Raw genomic sequence first — 16785 nt, 5'->3', positions numbered from 1 at the left:
CGCGAAAAATAATAACAGGGAAGATAATGATGAGTGAAAATACGGCTGAAACCCAAACGGAAATAATATCGGCCCCGAAGGTCGGTGGCAAAAAGGTCATATTCGCCGCCTCCTTCGGTAATGCGCTGGAGTTTTTCGATTTCGGTATTTATAACTTCTTCGTTATTTATATCAGCGTATTGTTTTTTCCCCCGTCTAGCGATCCGCATCTGGCGTTGCTGTTGGCGTTTGCCACGTTCGGCGTCAGCTTTTTCATGCGGCCGCTGGGCGGCATTCTGATTGGCGCCTATGCCGATCGCTGTGGCCGCAAGCCGGCGATGATCCTGACGATTTCCTTGATGAGCCTGGGCACGGCGATGATCGGCTTTGCGCCGACCTACGCCAGCGCCGGCTATTGGGGAACCGCCACGCTGGTGGCCGCGCGTCTGATCCAGGGCGTAGCGGCGGGCGGCGAGGTGGGGGCGTCGATGTCGTTGCTGGTGGAGTCGGCGCCGCCCCATCGGCGCGGTTTCTATTCCAGCTGGTCACTGGCGACGCAGGGCATCGCCACCGTGGTTGGCGGCGTCACCGCGCTGGCGCTCAGCGCGGCCTTGCCGGTGCTTTCCGGCGAACCGAACGCCATGGCCGAGTGGGGATGGCGCATTCCATTCTTTATCGGCGTGGCGCTGGCGCCGCTCGGTTGCTGGCTGCGTCTCGGGCTGGAAAGCGATCGGCCGTCGGTGGCGCGGGCTCACGAGCCGCCTGCTCAGCTGCGCCAGCACTCGCGGGCGGTAGTGCTCGGTGTGATGCTGACCATCGGCGCCACCGTCGCCACTTACATCTCGATGTATTATCTCGGCACCTACGCGGTGAAATACCTGGGAATGGCGCAGGCCTACGGTTATGCCGCGATGCTATTGGCGGGGCTCATCACCTTCGGCGGCAGTCTGCTGGTCGGGCGCTGGTGCGATCGTTACGGCCGTCTGCCGCTGATCCGCGGGTCGCGGATCGCGATTCTGATCGTGGCCCTGCCGGCGTTTTGGTGGCTGAGCGCGGTGCCGCATCCTGCGGTGCTGCTGCTGATCGTCGCGGTGCTGGTCGGGTTGACCACGCTCGGTTCGGTGCCGACCATGCTGATGATTTCGGAGCTGTTCCCGCAGCGCATTCGTGCGCTGGGGTTTGCGTTGGTCTACAGCCTCGGGGTGGCGATCTTCGGCGGCTTCGCCCAGTACATCGCTTCGCAGTCGATCGCGCTGAGCGGTTCGCTGCTGGCGCCCGCCGTCTATCTGATGGTGGCTACGCTGGCTTCGCTGGCGGTGCTGCCATTGCTGCGTGAAACCGGCGGAGAGCCGCTGCGCTAGCCGAAAAAAAACGCCGGCGGTTTTCACCGTCGGCGCTTTGCGTTGCGACCGTTTCAGGCTGGCGTTCAGGCCGCCGGGCGGGCGATCACGCTGCGGGTTTCCATGCGCACTTCGGCGATGGTGACCTGCAAGGTATCGCTCTGGCGGTAAACCACTTCGCCTTTAATCTGCACGGTGCCGGTTTCCTGGCTGCACTGCATCTCGTCACGCACCGCGTGAATGAACGGTGCCGGGATGAAGGCAACCGCGCCGTTGTCCAGCAGGCGTACACGCAGGCCGCCACGGGTCACGTCGATGATCTCGGCGTTGAAGCGGGTATCGGTACCGGCCTTGTCCTGCAGGAAGCGGGCGTACAGCCAGTCGCCGACGTCGCGCTCCGCCATACGGTTCAGGCGGCGGCGCTCCGCCAGCTGCACCGTGACGTCATCCTGTGGCTTTTCCGCCGGTTGCTGGTTGATGATCGCCTTCAGCAGACGATGGTTGACCATATCGCCGTATTTACGGATCGGCGATGTCCAGGTGGCGTAAGCCTCCAGACCCAGACCGAAGTGTGGCCCCGGCGTAGTGCTGATCTCGGCGAAGGTCTGGAAGCGACGGATGCGGCTGTCGAGGAACTGGGTCGGCTGCGCATCCAGGTGGCGGCGCAGTTCGCAGAAACCGTCGAGGGTCAGCAGCTTCTCGGCTTCGGCTTCCACGCCGTTGGCCTGCAGCACGGTGACCGCTTGTTCAACCAGCGCAGGATCGAAACCGGTGTGCACGTTGTACACGCCGAAGCCCAGGCGATCGCGCAGCACGATGGCGGCGCAGACGTTGGCGGCGATCATGCACTCTTCAACGATGCGGTTGGCGCTGCGGCGCTGCTCGGTAACGATCTCCAGCACGTCGCCTTTTTCACCCAGCACGAAGCGGTAGTCCGGACGATCTTTGAACACCAGCGCATGCTGGTGGCGCCAGGCATTGCGCGCATCGCAAACGCGCTTCAGCAGGGTGATTTGTTGCGCGATGGCGTCGCTCGGCGGTTGCCAGCCGGCAATGCCGTCCAGCCAGTCGGAGACTTCGTCGTACACCAGTTTGGCTTTGGATTCGATCTCGGCGGCGAAGAACTGAATATCGTCGCCTAGCGCGCCGTCGGCGGCGATGGTCACGCGGCAAGCCAGCACCTGGCGGCGCTCGTTAGGGCGCAGCGAGCACAGGTTGTCCGACAGATCGCGCGGCAGCATCGGGATGTTGAAGCCCGGCAGGTAGTTGGTGAAGGCGCGCACGCGGGCGATATCGTCCAGCTTGCTGCCTTGTTCGACGTAGGCAGTCGGATCGGCGATGGCGATGGTCAACTGCAGCGAACCGTCACCGTTGTCGGTCACGTACAGCGCATCGTCCATGTCCTCGGTGCTGGCGCTGTCGATGGTGACGAATTCGAGCGCGGTCAGATCTTCACGCACCAGCGCAGCGTCCGGCTCGCTGAGGGCCTGCATCTCCGGCGCCTCTTTTTCCAGGTTGTGACGCGCCAGCGTCACCCACCACGGGGCGAAATGGTCTTCGCCTTCGGTGATAAAGTGGGTCAGGTCGGCGTTGAAGCCGCGATCGCCTTTCAGCGGATGGCGGCGCATTTCCGCCACCGCCCAGTCGCCGGCCTGGAAGTTGTGGGTCAGTTCACGCACCGGGCGGCACGGAATCGCATCTTTCAGCAACGGATGATCGGGCACGATGGACAGGCGATCGTCGCGCTTTTGCACGCGGCCGACAAAGCGCGACAGGAACGGCTCGACCAGGGTTTCCGGCTCGGCGATTTCGCGCTCTTTCTCGGTGTGCAGGGTGGCGATAATGCGATCCCCGTGCATGACTTTCTTCATGTACGGCGGTGGAATGAAGTAGCTTTTTTGACCGTCTACTTCAAGAAAGCCAAAGCCTTTCTCGGTCCCTTTCACGACGCCTTCAACGCGCGGGGTCTGAGAGTGAAGTTGCTGTTTAAGCTGCGCCAGCAGCGGGTTATCTTGAAACATATCGTCCAGTGAATGGGTTGTGAGTGGCAAGATTTGCGGCTGACAGTTTTACGCGAATCACCCGCTGCGAGCAAGCCTAACGTCACGGAACCCCGCGTTGCCGCGCGATTTTGCGCAAGATTGGTCAATCGAAGGGCGAACGATGAAAAACCCCGGCGCGCAGGCCGGGGTGAAGGGCGTGGGACAATCAGTCCTGCAGCGGCGTCGGCTGCAGGATTTCAATCCAGTAATCGTCTGGATCGCGAATGAACGCCACGTAGTTCATGCGGCCTTCATGCAGGCGTTTCTGGAAGGTGACGCCCAGGCGCTCAAACCGCTCGCAGGCGGCGTGCACGTCCGGCACCGTGACGCACAGGTGGCCAAAGCCGCGCGGTTCGCTGTTGCCGTTGTGGTAGTGGAAATCCGCCTGATTTTCGGTGCCGTGGTTATGGGTCAGCTCGAGAATACCCGGCTGGCTCAGCGTCCAGCGTTTGCGTTCGTCGTCATCCTGCGGGATCTGCTCGCGCGGGCTGCGCGTCAGGTAGCAGATGGTGAAAGCGGCTTCTTTGAACTCTTCCAGATAGACCGGGGTAAAGCCCAGCACGCGCGTATAGAAATCCAGCGCTTTGGCCAGATCCTTCACGCGGATCATGGTGTGGTTGAACACGTAACCGTCGGTTACCGCGTCCGGTTGGGCTGCCACGCCGGGCAGCGTCAGTAAATCATTCAGTGGCATCAGTGATCCTCCTCAGGGTGTCGGCAGACTGTAGGTGAAATCGATGCTAATCTAAAGTAATTGTTTTTAACTAAAACACTAACTAAAAGTGAATGATAGATGAAGCTGAGCCAGCTGAAGTTTTTCTGCACCGTGGTGGAACACAAAACCATCGCCGCCGCCGCCCGCGAGCTGCACTGCGTGCCTTCCAACGTCACGCTGCGGCTGCGTGAACTAGAGGAGTCGCTGGGCGGCGAGCTGTTTTTCCGCGACAAGAACCGGCTGTACGTCAATCCCAAAGGGCGGCTGTTCTACCAGCAGGCGCGCGACATCGTGGCGCAGGCGGAGCGCAGCAAGCAGCTGTTCGCTGGCGAGCATCAGCATGGGCTGCTGAACCTCGGGGCGCTGGATTTCTCGCTGGTCAGCCATTTACCGGCGCGTATTGCCAGGCTGCGCCGTTTACAGCCTCATCTGCACATCAACGTACTGAGCCGCGACTCGCTGGTGCTGGAACGCATGCTGATCGACAGCGATCTCGACCTGGCGATCACCGACGGCCCGATTGAGCATCCGTTACTGGCCAGCCAAAAGGCATTCGATGAACGGCTGGTATTGCTGATGCCGGCCGATGTCGGGGAACCCGACGCCGCCACGCTGGTGCCGCTGGAGTTTTACACGTTCAGCCGCGAATGTTCGTTTCGCCTGAAGGTGGATCACTGGCTGGCCTCGCGCGGGCTGAAACCGCGCATGACGCTGGAAATGGAGTCTTATGCCGCGATGGCGGCCTGCGTGCAGGCCGGTTGCGGCGTGGCCTGCGTGCCCGGTTCGTTGCTGCCGCTGATCTTGCCGGCACCAGGGTTGAAGGTGGTGGAAATGGGTGAGGAGGGCGTGAGCGATCTGTACTTCGTCTGGCGACGGCATCAGCTGTCCGACGAGTTGCAGACTATCCTGGAAATATTGGCGCGCCCGGCGTGAACCGGGCGCGCATGTTCAGGCAATACGCAGCGAGGGTTGCTGCTCGCTGCGGCGAATCACCACCGGGATCGACTTCGAGGTCGGGGTGCCGGTACCGTCGCCGAAGCTGGCCAGCGGCACCAGCGGGTTGGTTTCCGGGTAGTAGGCCGCCAGGTTGCCACGCGGAATGTCGTAACTCACTAGCTTGAACCCGTCCACTTTACGCACCACGCCATCGTTCCACAGGGTTTCTATCTCTACCCGTTCGCCATCCTGTAGGCCCAGTGCCGCCAGATCCTCCGGATGGATGAACAACACTTCGCGCTGGCCGTAAACGCCGCGATAGCGGTCATCCAGACCATAGATGGTGGTGTTGTACTGATCGTGCGAGCGCAGCGTCTGCAGGGTAAACGGCGCTTGCTCGTCGCCCAGCTGCGGGAACAGGGTGGTCGGCAGCGCGGCGGCGCTGAATTCCGCCTTGCCGCTCGGCGTGGCGAAGCGCAGTTCGGCGGCAGCATTGCCCAGGTAGAAACCGCCGGGCTGGTCGCAGCGCCGGTTGAAATCTTCGAAGCCGGAAATGGTGGCGGCGATATGATCGCGGATCAGCGAATAGTCGTCGGCCAGTTCCAGCCAGTCCAGCTGTTGCGTACCTAGCACGGCGTCGGCGATGCCGCAGACGATCGCCGTCTCTGAACGTTGAGTATCCGCCAGCGGTTTGCCGATGCCTTCCGAAGCGTGAACCATGCTGAATGAATCCTCGACCGTGATGTACTGCGAGCCGCTGGCCTGCATGTCCAGTTCGGTGCGGCCGAGCGTCGGCAGGATCAGCGCGTCTTTGCCGGTCACCAGGTGGCTGCGGTTAAGCTTGGTGCTGATATGCACCGTCAAATCGCAGTTGCGCAGGGCGCGGGCGGTGCGTTCGGTGTCCGGCGCTGCGGCGGCCAGGTTGCCGCCCAGCGCGATCAGCACTTTCACTTCGCCGCGCAGCATCGCTTCGATCGCTTCCACCGTGTTGTGCCCCATCGCGCGATTGGCGGTGAAGTTAAAGTGGCGTTCCAGGCTGTCGAGCAGTGCCTTCGGCGACTTCTCATCAATCCCCATGGTGCGGTTACCCTGGACGTTGCTGTGGCCGCGCACCGGGCACAGACCGGCGCCCGGTTTGCCCAGTTGCCCGAACAGCAGCTGCAGGTTGGTGATTTCACGCACCGTCGCAATAGAGTGTTTATGCTGAGTCACGCCCATCGCCCAGGTGCAGATCACCCGTTCGGCACCCTGGTAGGTGGCCGCCGCCTGGCGCAATTGCGCTTCGCTCAGGCCCGATTGCGCGGTAATGGTCTGCCACTCGGTCGCGTCCACCTGCGCCAGGTAAGCCTCCACGCCGACGCTGTGCTGTTCGATAAATGCCAGGTCGAACAGGGCGGGTTCACCGGCGGCCATACGCTGGCGGTGAGTTTCCAGCAGCGCTTTCACCATGCCGCGCACCGCTGCCATATCGCCGCCCAGATTTGGCTGGTAATAGGAAGAGCTGATCGGCGAGGATTTTGGCGTCAGCATCTGTACCGGATCCTGCGGATCGGCGAACCTTTCCAGCCCACGTTCGCGCAGGGTGTTGAAACTGACGATACGCGCGCCGCGTCGGGCGGCGTTTTTCAGGCTGTGCAACATGCGCGGGTGGTTGGTGCCGGGGTTTTGACCGAACACGAAGATGGCGTCGGCCTTTTCGAAGTCATCGATGCGTATGGTGCCTTTGCCAACGCCGATGCTCTGCTTCAGCCCGACGCCGCTCGCTTCGTGACACATGTTGGAGCAGTCGGGGAAATTGCTGGTGCCGAGCATGCGGCCGAACAGCTGATAAAGGTACGACGCTTCGTTGCTGGCGCGGCCCGAGGTATACAGCTCGATCTGGTTCGGGTTGTCCATACCGTTGATGTGCTTGGCGATCAGCGCCAGCGCGTCCGGCCAATGGATAGGCTCATAGTGGTCGGTTTCGGCGTTGTAGCGCATCGGATGGGTGAGGCGACCCTGGTATTCGAGGAAATAGTCGCTCTGCTGCTGCAGGGTGCTGACGCTGTGGGCGGCGAAGAACTCAGGCTCCACGGCGCTGCGCGTCGCTTCCCAACTGACCGCTTTGGCGCCGTTTTCGCAGAAGCTGAAGGTGCTGTGGTTGTCGTCGCCCCAGGCGCAACCGGGGCAGTCGAAGCCGCGTGCCTTGTTGACGCGCATCAGGTTGCGCATGTTTTTTAGCGTTTGTTTACTGTCGAGGACAAAGCGGGTGGTGGCTTCAAGCGAACCCCAGCCGCCCGCTGGGCCGGTATAAGGCTTGATTGACGGTTTGAATTTCATGGTGACACTTCGCAGGTGGTTGTAGCTAAAAAGTAAACGCTTTTTTATGCGTCTTGCGTATTTATGTCACAAGTTTAGGGGCGTGGCAGGCAGGCGTCTAATCGAATGGGGCAATGGCGGCATAGAGCGTATCTATCGCAGGCGGACGCTGACCTAAACAAATGGTTGCATAAAGACACCCGCTGCAAAAGAGTAATGGTTTCGTCTGAAAGTGAATTCATGCAGTCTATCTCGCGGATTATATTGGCATTTTATTCAGCCTGCGGGCCTGAGGAACACAGCGTGAAGCGTTCAGTATCAGTGGTGATCGGCGGTATATTACTGCCTTTAGCGGCGCAGGCGGCGGAAACGACGCCCCATTTTCCCACCATAATCCCACCGGCGATAGACGCCGCCTCTTACGTTTTGATGGATTACACTACCGGCCAGGTACTGGCGGCCGGCAATGCCGACGAACGGCGCAACCCGGCCAGCTTGACCAAACTCATGACCGGGTTGGTGATCGACCACGCGCTCGATCAGCACAAGATTGGCCTCGACGATGTCGTCACCGTGGGGAAAGACGCCTGGGCGCAGGGCAACCCGGTGTTCAAAGGCTCTTCGTTGATGTTCCTGAAGCCTGGTGACAGGGTCACGGTTCGCGATCTCAGCCGCGGTATCATCATCGATTCCGGCAACGACGCCTGCGTGGCGATGGCGGACTATGTGGCGGGCAGCCAGGCCAACTTCGTCAAGCTGATGAACGAGAAGAGTGCGCAGCTGGGCCTGCAGAACACCCATTTCGAAACGGTACACGGGCTGGATGCGCCGGGGCAATTCACCACCGCCGGCGATCTGGCGGTGATTGCGCGCGCCATCATCATGAGTGAGCCGGCGGAATACCACATGTACAGCGAGAAATCGCTGACCTGGAACGGTATCACGCAGCAGAACCGCAACGGCCTGCTGTGGGATAAGACGCTGCACGTCGATGGGTTGAAAACCGGGCACACCGCCTCGGCCGGCTTCAACATCATCGCCTCCGCCACCGAAGGGGATCGCCGCCTGATTGCCGTGGTGATGGGCGGCAAAAGTTCCAAAGGCCGCGAGGAACAGGCGCGCAAGCTGCTGAGCTGGGGGCTGCGCGACTTTACCACGGTACACCTGTTCAGTGCCGGCCAGAGCCTGGGGGAAGAGCCAGTCTGGTACGGCGAGAATCACCAGTTACCGGTCGGCAGCGTGCAAGAGCAGTCGCTCAGCCTGCCAAAAAACGAAGCGGACAAGCTGAAGGCGCAGTACGTGATCAATACCGCGCGGCTGGAAGCGCCGATTGGTAAAGGGCAAACCGTCGGCGAGATCCGCATCAGCGACAATGGCCAGGTAGTGAAAACCCTGCCGCTGGTGGCGCTGCAGGCGGTACCGCAGGGCGGCGTGTTCTCGCGCCTGGTGGATTACGTGAAGCTGAGGCTCTGACTCGTCGGGCGGGCGGCGGCCCCCGGTGGTATACTGGTGCGAATGCCGATCATTGAGCTGCGCTATGGATATTAAACAACTGATTTATTTGTGCAATCTGGAACGAGAGCGCCACTTCGGCCGGGCGGCGGAGGCCAGCTTCGTCAGCCAGCCGACGCTATCCATGCGATTGAAAAATCTGGAAAAAGAGCTGGGCGTTTCGCTGATTAACCGCGGCAACCATTTCGGCGGTTTTACCGCCGAAGGCGAGCGGGTGTTGGCGTGGGCGCGTGAGATCGTCTCGGTTTATCAGGGGCTGAAGCTGGAAGTGGAGTCGCTCAAGCACGGTTTGCACGGCACGCTGCGCCTCGGCGTGGTGCCGCAGTGCAGTATCTCGGTATCGGAAATGCTCAAGGCGGTCAGCGAACGTTACCCGCATCTCGATTACCGGCTGGCGGTGCTGAGCGCCGATCAGCTGCTGGAGGCGCTGACGGCGCACACCGTCGACATCGGCATCGGCTTTTTCGAGCTGTCGACCTTGAAGGAGCTGCATTTCCAATCGCAACCGCTGGTGGAAACCGGCGTCGAGCTGGTATTTCATCCGCAATATTTCCCGAAGCTGGTGGGCGATACGCCGTTGCCGCTGGAGGCGGTGGCCGCCTTGCCGTTGTGTCTCGCCGAGCCGACGCGTTATTTCCGCCGCTATCTCGATCAACACTTTCGCGACGCCGGGTTGACGCTGCACCCGCGGCTTGAGACCGCGTCGATCTTCCAACTGCTCGAAGGTATTTTCGTCGGTTTGGGCTGCGGACTGTTCCCGCGCGGCCAGCTGCAATCGCCGTTGATGCCGGCGTTGCAGCGGCGTCCGGTGGCCATCGGCGCCATGCCGCGTCATGCGGCGGTGGTCGTCGATATGGCGGAGCGCGCTACGCCGTTGGCGCAAAAGTTCTTCGATGCCGCCAGCGAGTGGCTGCGTCAGCAGAATGTCTAAAACGCGCCGTATTGCGGCCGGTAATAAGGCCGCATAGCGGTATTCAGTCGGCGGTGATGGAAGATGTTGCATCGCCCAACGTTTGGCGCAGGCGATTTTCCCAGGCGTAGAGTGCGGCGGTGAGGATCACTTCCAGCGCCTGCGCCTGATTCAGACCGCTGTTGAACAACGGCTGCACGCTCTGCGGGGTAAATTTCTCCGGTGCGCGCGTCAGCTCGGCGGCGGTGTGGATCACCGCGCGTTTGACCGTATCCTCGGTAGAGGCCAATCCCTGAGGCAGCCCGGTGAACAGCGCCTGTACCAATCCGTCATCCTGCATTTCATGCGCCACCGTGGCCGCGCAGTAACGGCTGCCGTTGATGCGCGAGACCACCAGTGTCGCCAGCGCCTTCAGGCGGCTCGATAACCCATACCCTTCGGCATTGATGCCATTGAACACGCCGTTGCGTTCGCGCAGTGCGGCGGCATCGTGCGCTAACAGCAGATAATAAGATTCGGCGCGCGCCTGCGGGTGGCTCTGATCCAACACGTCAAGCTGTTCGGCGGCGGCGGTTTCCGTGTCGATCGGCGACAGCCGCGCAGTCCAGCTCAATTCTTCGGTACTGAAAGCGACGCCATCGGCGTCTTCGACATTCGGGAAGCCGGGCACCACTACCGCCGGTCGGCCGGCTAACGCCGCGATGCCAGCTACCACACGCGCCTGATAGCTGACAAAACCGATGATTTGCGAAAAGGTGACGATATCCGCAGGGCTCAGCCCGACGTCGACAAGCTGTTGCAGCGCCTTGCGGCAAATCAGCGTGGGTTGGCTGGCAAGCTGGCGGGCATATTGGGTGATCTGGGCGAGCCGGATATTGCTTTCCCGGGAGGCGTCCGGGCTGTGCAGCGGGGCGAGGCGGGCGGCATAGTGGCTACAGAGGGACTGCACGCCGGTCACCTGAGCGACGGTCAGTGCGGTGCTGAGGCGATCGTAGGGTGACAATGTCACGTATCGTGATAGCGACACCTGGTCGGGAAACAGGGCGTGGTAACCGGCCAGTGAGGCGTTGAATACCCCGGCGCGGGCGCCGAGCGCGCTGTTTAACGCTTCATCGGCGAAGGCACCCAGCCCCAGCAGAAAACGATCGCGCAGGGTAGCCGCCTGCGGCTCCAACGGCGTATCGCCCCGCACGCTGCTTTGGGTTTCGTGATACCACTGGGCATTATGTTGTCGATGGAGTCGTTCCATAGGGTCAATCCTTAATCATGATCAACAACCACCGCTGCGTACGGCAGCGGTGGTTGGACAAAGAGGCAACATGCCCGCAGGCGGGGCGAAAGGCGGATTTAGCGCAGCTCATCGCAGTACAGCGCGTGGCCGTAAACAGAGAAACCGGTGGCCAGCGTGAGCAGAAACTGCGCGAGGCGGCGATGGCGAAGGCTGTTCATCAGTGCGATATCCTGTCGTATGAGAGGCTCAACGTAGGGGATATCCTCACCGATCGCCCTGGCGAGATAAAATAATGTTACGGACTAATCAATAACTGAAAGGAATAAAATATAAGGATATATAACAAGAATGTAATTTGTATGTGCATTTTCTCGCTAAGCGACCGAGGCGCGCAGCAATAAAAAACCCGCCGCAGCGGGTTTGTTGCAGGCCAGGACGGGGCTCAGAAACGGCCGCCGTCGCGTCGCCAGGCGTCGGCGGTCAGCGCCTCGCCGAAGTGGCTGGCGATAAGACGCTTGGTCAATTCGTGCAGCGGCGCCGCCAACACCTCGGCGGTGCTGCCGCGTTCGACGATTTCCCCTTCGTGCATCACCAGCACCTGGTCGCTGATATGCTTCATCATGCCGAGGTGCTGGGTGACGTAGATATAGGAAATGCCGTGTTTTTCCTGCAGTTCCAGCATCAGGTTGATGATTTGCGAGCGCATCGACATGTCCAGCGAGGCCAGCGCCTCATCGGCGACGATCACCTTCGGCTGCAGGATCAGCGCACGGGCCAGCGCGACGCGCTGTTTTTGCCCGGAAGCCAGCATGTGCGGATAGTAGTAAGCGTGATCCGGCAGCATGCCGACCTGGCGCAGCGTCTGGTTGATACGCTGCTCGCGCTCGGCGGGTTCCAGATCGGTGTTCAACCGCAGCGGCGCATCCAGCAGCTGGCCGATGCGCTGACGCGGGTTGAGCGAGGTGCTCGGATCCTGAAAAATCATACGAATGCGCTGGCTGCGGTAGCGATAATCACCGAACGCCAGCGGATGATCGTCGATCAGCAGTTCGCCGGCGGTCGGTTCCACCATGCCGGAGAGCATTTTCGCCAGCGTGGATTTGCCAGAGCCGTTCTCACCGATCACCGCCAGCGTCTGACCTTCACGCAGGGTAAAGCTGACGGACTTCACCGCCTCGACGTGCTGACGGCGGAACAGCCCGGTGCGGTAGCGGTAGGTTTTGCTCAGGTTGCGCACTTCCAACAGCGTTTCCATGTTATTGCTCCTCCATGTTCAGCGGGAAGTGGCAGGCGAAGAAGTGGTTTTTGACCGGGCGCAGGCGCGGCGTTTCGATGCACTTCTTCTGCGCGTAAGGGCAGCGCGGCCCCAGGCGGCAGCCGATCGGCAGGTGTTCCAGCGAAGGAATGGCGCCCGGTAGCGTGTTCAACCGGCTTTTGTGCGGCAGCGAGCGGCCGAAGTCCGGCATGGCGCGGATCAGCGCCTGGGTATAAGGGTGGTGCGGCGCCGCCAGCAGCTCTTCGCACTGGGCGCTCTCCACCGTTTGCCCGCAGTACAAGACGTTCACCCGGTCGGCCCACTTGCTCATCATCTGCAGGTCGTGGCTGATCAGCAGAATGGTGGTATTGTTGTTCTGGTTGAGGCGCGCCAACAGGCGGAAAATCTGCGCCTGAGTGGTCGGCTCCATGGCATTGGTCGGCTCATCGGCGATCAGCAGGCGCGGCTGGTTGGCCAGCGCGATGGCGATCATCACTTTCTGGCACTCGCCCTCGGTCAGCTCGTACGGGAAGCTGCCCATGATGTCGTCGTGATCCTTGATGCCGACGCGGTGCAGCAGTTCGATGGCGCGGCGTTTGCGCCAGTTGAAGCGTTGCCACCAGCGGCCCTTGTAGGTCCAGCCTGGGATGGCCTGCGCCAGCTGGCGGCCGATGCTTTCGGAAGGATCGAGACAGGACTGCGGCTCCTGGAAGATCATCGAGACGTTGTGGCCCACCAGCCTGCGCCGCTCGCGCGGGCTTAGCTGCAGCAGGTCGATGTCGTCGAAGCGAAAGCGATCGGCGGTGACGCGCCAGTTGTCTTTGGTCACGCCGCAGATGGCCTTGGCGATCAGGCTCTTGCCGGAGCCCGATTCACCCACCAGGCCGCGCACCTCGCCCTCGGTCAGCGTCATGCTGACGCGATCGACCGCCTTGACCGGCCCTTCGGCGGTCATAAATTCAATCGTCAGATTGCGGATATCGAGTAACGGCATTATTCCACCCCGGCATTGATTGCGCGGCGCATACCGTCGCCTAACAGGTTAACCAGCAGCACGCTGACGAGGATGGCCGCGCCGGGCAGCATCACCGTCCAGGGCGCAACGTACACCAGCTCGAGCGAATCGCCGAGCATCGCTCCCCATTCCGGCGAAGGCAGCTGCGCGCCGAGATCGAGGAAGCCGAGTGCGGCGATATCCAAAATGGCCATCGACAGCGCGCGGGTGAACTCGGTCACCAACACCGCCGCGATGTTCGGCATGACCGCGTACCACAAGATCTGCAGCGTGGAAGCGCCGTCAAGCCGGGCCGCCACCACGTACTCTTTCTCCAGTTCGTCGTGCACCGCGCTGTAGATAGTGCGCACCATGCGCGGCAACAAGGCGAGCCACACCGCCAGCATGGCGTGTTCAAGTTTGGGGCCGATAAACGCCACCACCACGATCGCCAGCAGCAGCGAGGGAATCGACAGCAGGGTATCGAGGATGTGGTTGAGCACCGCAGAGCGCAGCCCGTGGGTGACGCCGGCGAACACGCCGAGGATCACCCCGCAGAACGCCGCGGCCAGCGTCACCGCCAGCGCGGAGCCGAAGGTGGCGGCGGTGCCGGTCAACAGGCGGCTGAGGATGTCGCGCCCGAGATCGTCGGTGCCGAGGAAAAACGACACGTTGCCATAGCGCGACCACGACGGCGGCAGCAGCTGATAACCAAGGAACTGCTGATCCAGCGCGTAGGGCGCCAGCAGGCTGCCGAACAGCGACAGTAGCAGCAGGGCGATCACCCCGTAAAAACCGATCATCGCCAGCGCGTCGCCATAGAAAATCCGCCAGGTGTAGCGCAGCGGGCTCGGCATCTTTTTCTCGCGGTATACGTTATCGAAGGGCATACCATTCCTTATGTTTCAGCGGGTTGGTTGCCGCACCCAGAATGTCGGCCAGGACGTTAATGGTGATCACCAGCGTGCCGACCACCATGACGCCGGCGGAAATTGCCGCATAGTCCTGCTGGCGAATGGCGTTGATCAGCCACCGGCCGAGGCCCGGCCAACTGAACACCACTTCGGTGATCATTGCCAGCGTGAGCATGGTGGAGAACTGCAGCCCCAGCTTGGGCACAATTGGCGGCAGCGCATTGTGCAACACGTGGCGGCGAATGATGGTGAAGCGCGACAGGCCGCGGGTAGCGGCGGCCTTGATGTAGTTTTGGCTCAGCACATCGTCGGTGCTGATGCGCATCAGGCGCACCACTTCGGTGGTGGGCGCCACCGCCAGCGCGGCGATCGGCAGGATCATGTGACGCAGTGCGCTGCCGATCATCTCGGCGCGGTATGGCGAGTCCGACAGCCAGGCGTCGATCAGCGCGAAACCGGTGATAGGCTTTACCTGATACAGCAGATCGAAACGGCCGGAAACCGGCAGCCAGCCGAGATGCAGCGAGAAGAACAGCATCAGCAGCAGCGCCAGCCAGAACACCGGCATTGAAAAGCCCAGCAGCGCGAAGGTGCTGATGGCGGTGTCCTGCCACTTGCCGCGCAGCACGCCGGCGATGATGCCCAGCGGAATGCCGATAAACAGCGCCAGGGCGAACGCCAGCAGGCACAGTTCCATGGTGGCCGGGAATACTTCGCGCAGCTGTTCGCTGATCGCCTGGCCGTTGATGCTGGAGACGCCGAAGTCCCAGTGCAGCAGGCTGACGAAGTAGAACTGATAGGCGTCCAGCAGGGCGGCGCCGTTCAGCGGCGCGCGCGGCGTGAAATAGCTCAGGCTGAAGCTGACCAGCGTCAGGAAGAACAGCGTGATCAGCAGCAGCAGAATGCGGCGCAGGGTAAAGATAATCACTTGTTCACCTCCGGCGCGGATTCACGGTACACCCCGGCGAACGAGGCGTTGCCGAACGGGCTCAGCACCAATCCCTTGATGTCGTAGCGGTAGGCCTGCAGACGCAAAGAAGAGGCCAGCGGCAGCACCGGCAGTTGCTGCTCGAGGATTTTCTGCGCCTTGCGGTAGTTGTCGATGCGCTGAGACAGCTGCTGCGACAACAGCGCGTTCTGCAGCACCTCGTCGAAGCCTGGGTCACACCAGTGAGCATAGTTGGTTTGCGAACGGATTGCCGCGCAGCTCAGCAGCGGCCGGAAGAAGCTGTCCGGGTCGTTGCTGTCGGTGGCCCAGCCGGTCAGGGTCAGATCGTGGTTCATTTCCATCAGGCGCGCCTCTTGGAAACGGCCTTCTACCGGCACGATGGTGACGTTGATGCCCACCTGGCCGAGATCGGCCTGGATCAGCTCGGCGGTTTTCAGCGGGCTCGGGTTGTAAGACTGCGAGGCGGTCGGCACCCACAGCTTCAGGTTCAGCTGGCCGACGCCGGCCTGCCGCAGCATCTCGCGCGATTTGGCCGGATCGTACTCGGTGACGTGCGCGTCGTTGTCATAGGCCCAGGAGGCGCGCGGCAAGATTGAGGCGGCGGTTTCCGCCGTGCCGTAATAGATCGACTGCATCAATCGTTGGTTGTTGATCGCCAGCGAAATCGCCTGGCGCACATTGAGGTTGTCGAGCGGCGGTTTGCGGGTGTTGAACGCCAGATAAGCGATGTTCATCCCAGGGCGCAGCGTCAGGCGCAGGCGCGGATCGTCGCGCAGGATCGACAGCTGGCTGGCCGCCGGATAAGCCAGTACGTCGCACTCGCCGGTCAGCAGCTTGGAGAGGCGGCCGGTGCCGCCGGCGCCCAGATCGATCACCACCTGCGGCATGCGCGGCAGGCCTTTCCAGTAGGCGGCGTTGCGTGCCAGGCGAATATATTGCCCCGAGCGGTATTCGTTGAGCAGGAACGGGCCGCTGCCGACCGGCTCGCGGTCGATCAGCTCCTGATGGCCTTGGCGCGTCAGCGTGTCGGCGTATTCGGCGGACAGCACCGGCGCGTAGTGGGTCGCCAGGTGCCACAGGAACGAGGCGTCCGGTGACTGTAGGCGAATCTCCACCGTGTAGTCGTCGAGCTTTCTCACGCTCTGCACCGAATCGCCGAACTGCAGGCTGTCGAAATAGGGGTATTCGCCACCGTTGACGTCGTGATACGGGTGTTTTTGGTCAAATACGCGCGCGAAGCTGAACACCACGTCGTCGGCGTTCATCTTGCGGGTGGGCGTAAACCAGGCGGTGGTCTGGAACGGCACGTCCTTGCGCAGATGGAAGCGGTAGGTGGCGCCGTTGTCCAGCACCTCCCAGCTTTGCGCCAGTTCGGGGATCAGCCGGTAGGTGTACGGGTCGACGTCCAGCAGGCGATCGTACAGCTGGGCGGCCAGGGTATCCACCGTCAGGCCGCTGCTGGCCATTTGCGGGTTGAAGGTATTCAGTATGCCGCTGACGCAATAAACAAAGCCGCTCTGGCGAATGTCCGGCAGCGGCGCCGCGCTGGGCACGGGCGGTGTTGTCGCGGCCAGGGCAGAGCCCGTCAGGCACAACGACAGTATCCAAAAGGGTAAACCACGCATAGAGGCTCATGGGTTAATCAGCAATAGCGTTAGTGTATCGTACTCTGACCAGCAGCCCAATCCATTGAACAAAATCGCTGAGTTT

General features: G+C 61.7%; 13 protein-coding genes. 4 read left to right on the top strand and 9 right to left on the bottom strand.

Annotated elements, in window-relative coordinates; genetic code table 11:
- Positions 1-29 precede the first annotated feature (29 nt).
- Positions 30-1340, top strand: coding sequence for an MFS transporter (locus tag ACSJLU_RS13030; protein WP_025303014.1), 1311 nt, complete (start codon positions 30-32; stop codon positions 1338-1340).
- Between the two features lie 65 nt (positions 1341-1405).
- On the opposite strand, the gene ACSJLU_RS13025 is transcribed toward ACSJLU_RS13030, so the two are convergent.
- Positions 1406-3340 carry an exoribonuclease II gene (locus ACSJLU_RS13025; RefSeq protein ID WP_025303013.1) on the bottom strand — a complete coding sequence of 645 codons (1935 nt, stop codon included), beginning with the start codon at positions 3338-3340 and terminating at the stop codon, positions 1406-1408.
- Positions 3341-3527: 187 nt separating this feature from the next.
- The gene (gene gloA / locus ACSJLU_RS13020) at positions 3528-4055 is read right to left on the bottom strand and encodes a lactoylglutathione lyase (RefSeq protein ID WP_089195938.1); all 528 of its coding nucleotides are present in this window, start codon (positions 4053-4055) and stop codon (positions 3528-3530) included.
- A gap of 99 nt (positions 4056-4154) precedes the next feature.
- Between gloA and ACSJLU_RS13015 the strand changes: the two genes are divergently transcribed.
- Complete coding sequence (locus ACSJLU_RS13015) at positions 4155-5009, top strand: LysR family transcriptional regulator (protein ID WP_049205484.1); 855 nt, start codon at positions 4155-4157, stop codon at positions 5007-5009.
- A gap of 15 nt (positions 5010-5024) precedes the next feature.
- On the opposite strand, the gene ACSJLU_RS13010 is transcribed toward ACSJLU_RS13015, so the two are convergent.
- On the bottom strand, positions 5025-7331 hold the full coding sequence (locus ACSJLU_RS13010; RefSeq protein WP_142590325.1) for an FdhF/YdeP family oxidoreductase: 2307 nt from the start codon (positions 7329-7331) through the stop codon (positions 5025-5027).
- A 282-nt stretch (positions 7332-7613) separates the two neighbouring features.
- On the opposite strand from ACSJLU_RS13010, the gene dacD reads away from it, so the two are divergent.
- Positions 7614-8783, top strand: a complete 1170-nt coding sequence (dacD, locus tag ACSJLU_RS13005) for a serine-type D-Ala-D-Ala carboxypeptidase DacD (RefSeq protein ID WP_380825141.1) — start codon at positions 7614-7616, stop codon at positions 8781-8783.
- Positions 8784-8847: 64 nt separating this feature from the next.
- Positions 8848-9753, top strand: a complete 906-nt coding sequence (locus ACSJLU_RS13000) for a LysR family transcriptional regulator (protein ID WP_380825143.1) — start codon at positions 8848-8850, stop codon at positions 9751-9753.
- Between the two features lie 43 nt (positions 9754-9796).
- On the opposite strand, the gene ACSJLU_RS12995 is transcribed toward ACSJLU_RS13000, so the two are convergent.
- From ACSJLU_RS12995 to sapA, 6 genes are all read right to left on the bottom strand, one after another.
- Positions 9797-10981 (bottom strand): CMD domain-containing protein, encoded by a 1185-nt coding sequence (locus tag ACSJLU_RS12995; RefSeq protein ID WP_439040997.1) that lies wholly within the window; start codon positions 10979-10981, stop codon positions 9797-9799.
- Positions 10982-11405: 424 nt separating this feature from the next.
- On the bottom strand, positions 11406-12218 hold the full coding sequence (gene sapF, locus ACSJLU_RS12990) for a putrescine export ABC transporter ATP-binding protein SapF (protein ID WP_016927550.1): 813 nt from the start codon (positions 12216-12218) through the stop codon (positions 11406-11408).
- Position 12219: 1 nt separating this feature from the next.
- Complete coding sequence (gene sapD / locus ACSJLU_RS12985; RefSeq protein ID WP_019452674.1) at positions 12220-13212, bottom strand: putrescine export ABC transporter ATP-binding protein SapD; 993 nt, start codon at positions 13210-13212, stop codon at positions 12220-12222.
- Positions 13212-14102, bottom strand: coding sequence for a putrescine export ABC transporter permease SapC (gene sapC, locus ACSJLU_RS12980; protein ID WP_004930580.1), 891 nt, complete (start codon positions 14100-14102; stop codon positions 13212-13214). The genes sapD and sapC overlap by 1 nt, the downstream gene beginning before the upstream one ends.
- Positions 14089-15054, bottom strand: coding sequence for a putrescine export ABC transporter permease SapB (gene sapB, locus ACSJLU_RS12975; protein WP_004930575.1), 966 nt, complete (start codon positions 15052-15054; stop codon positions 14089-14091). Before sapB ends, sapC begins: the two co-directional genes overlap by 14 nt.
- On the bottom strand, positions 15051-16700 hold the full coding sequence (gene sapA, locus ACSJLU_RS12970) for an ABC transporter substrate-binding protein SapA (protein ID WP_025303005.1): 1650 nt from the start codon (positions 16698-16700) through the stop codon (positions 15051-15053). Before sapA ends, sapB begins: the two co-directional genes overlap by 4 nt.
- Positions 16701-16785: the final 85 nt, after the last annotated feature.

It is taken from the genome of Serratia bockelmannii, assembly GCF_051803255.1.
GTDB lineage: Bacteria > Pseudomonadota > Gammaproteobacteria > Enterobacterales > Enterobacteriaceae > Serratia > Serratia bockelmannii.
The sequence above is the reverse complement of the archived record's forward strand: the minus strand, read 5'-3'. Positions and strand labels throughout refer to the sequence as shown.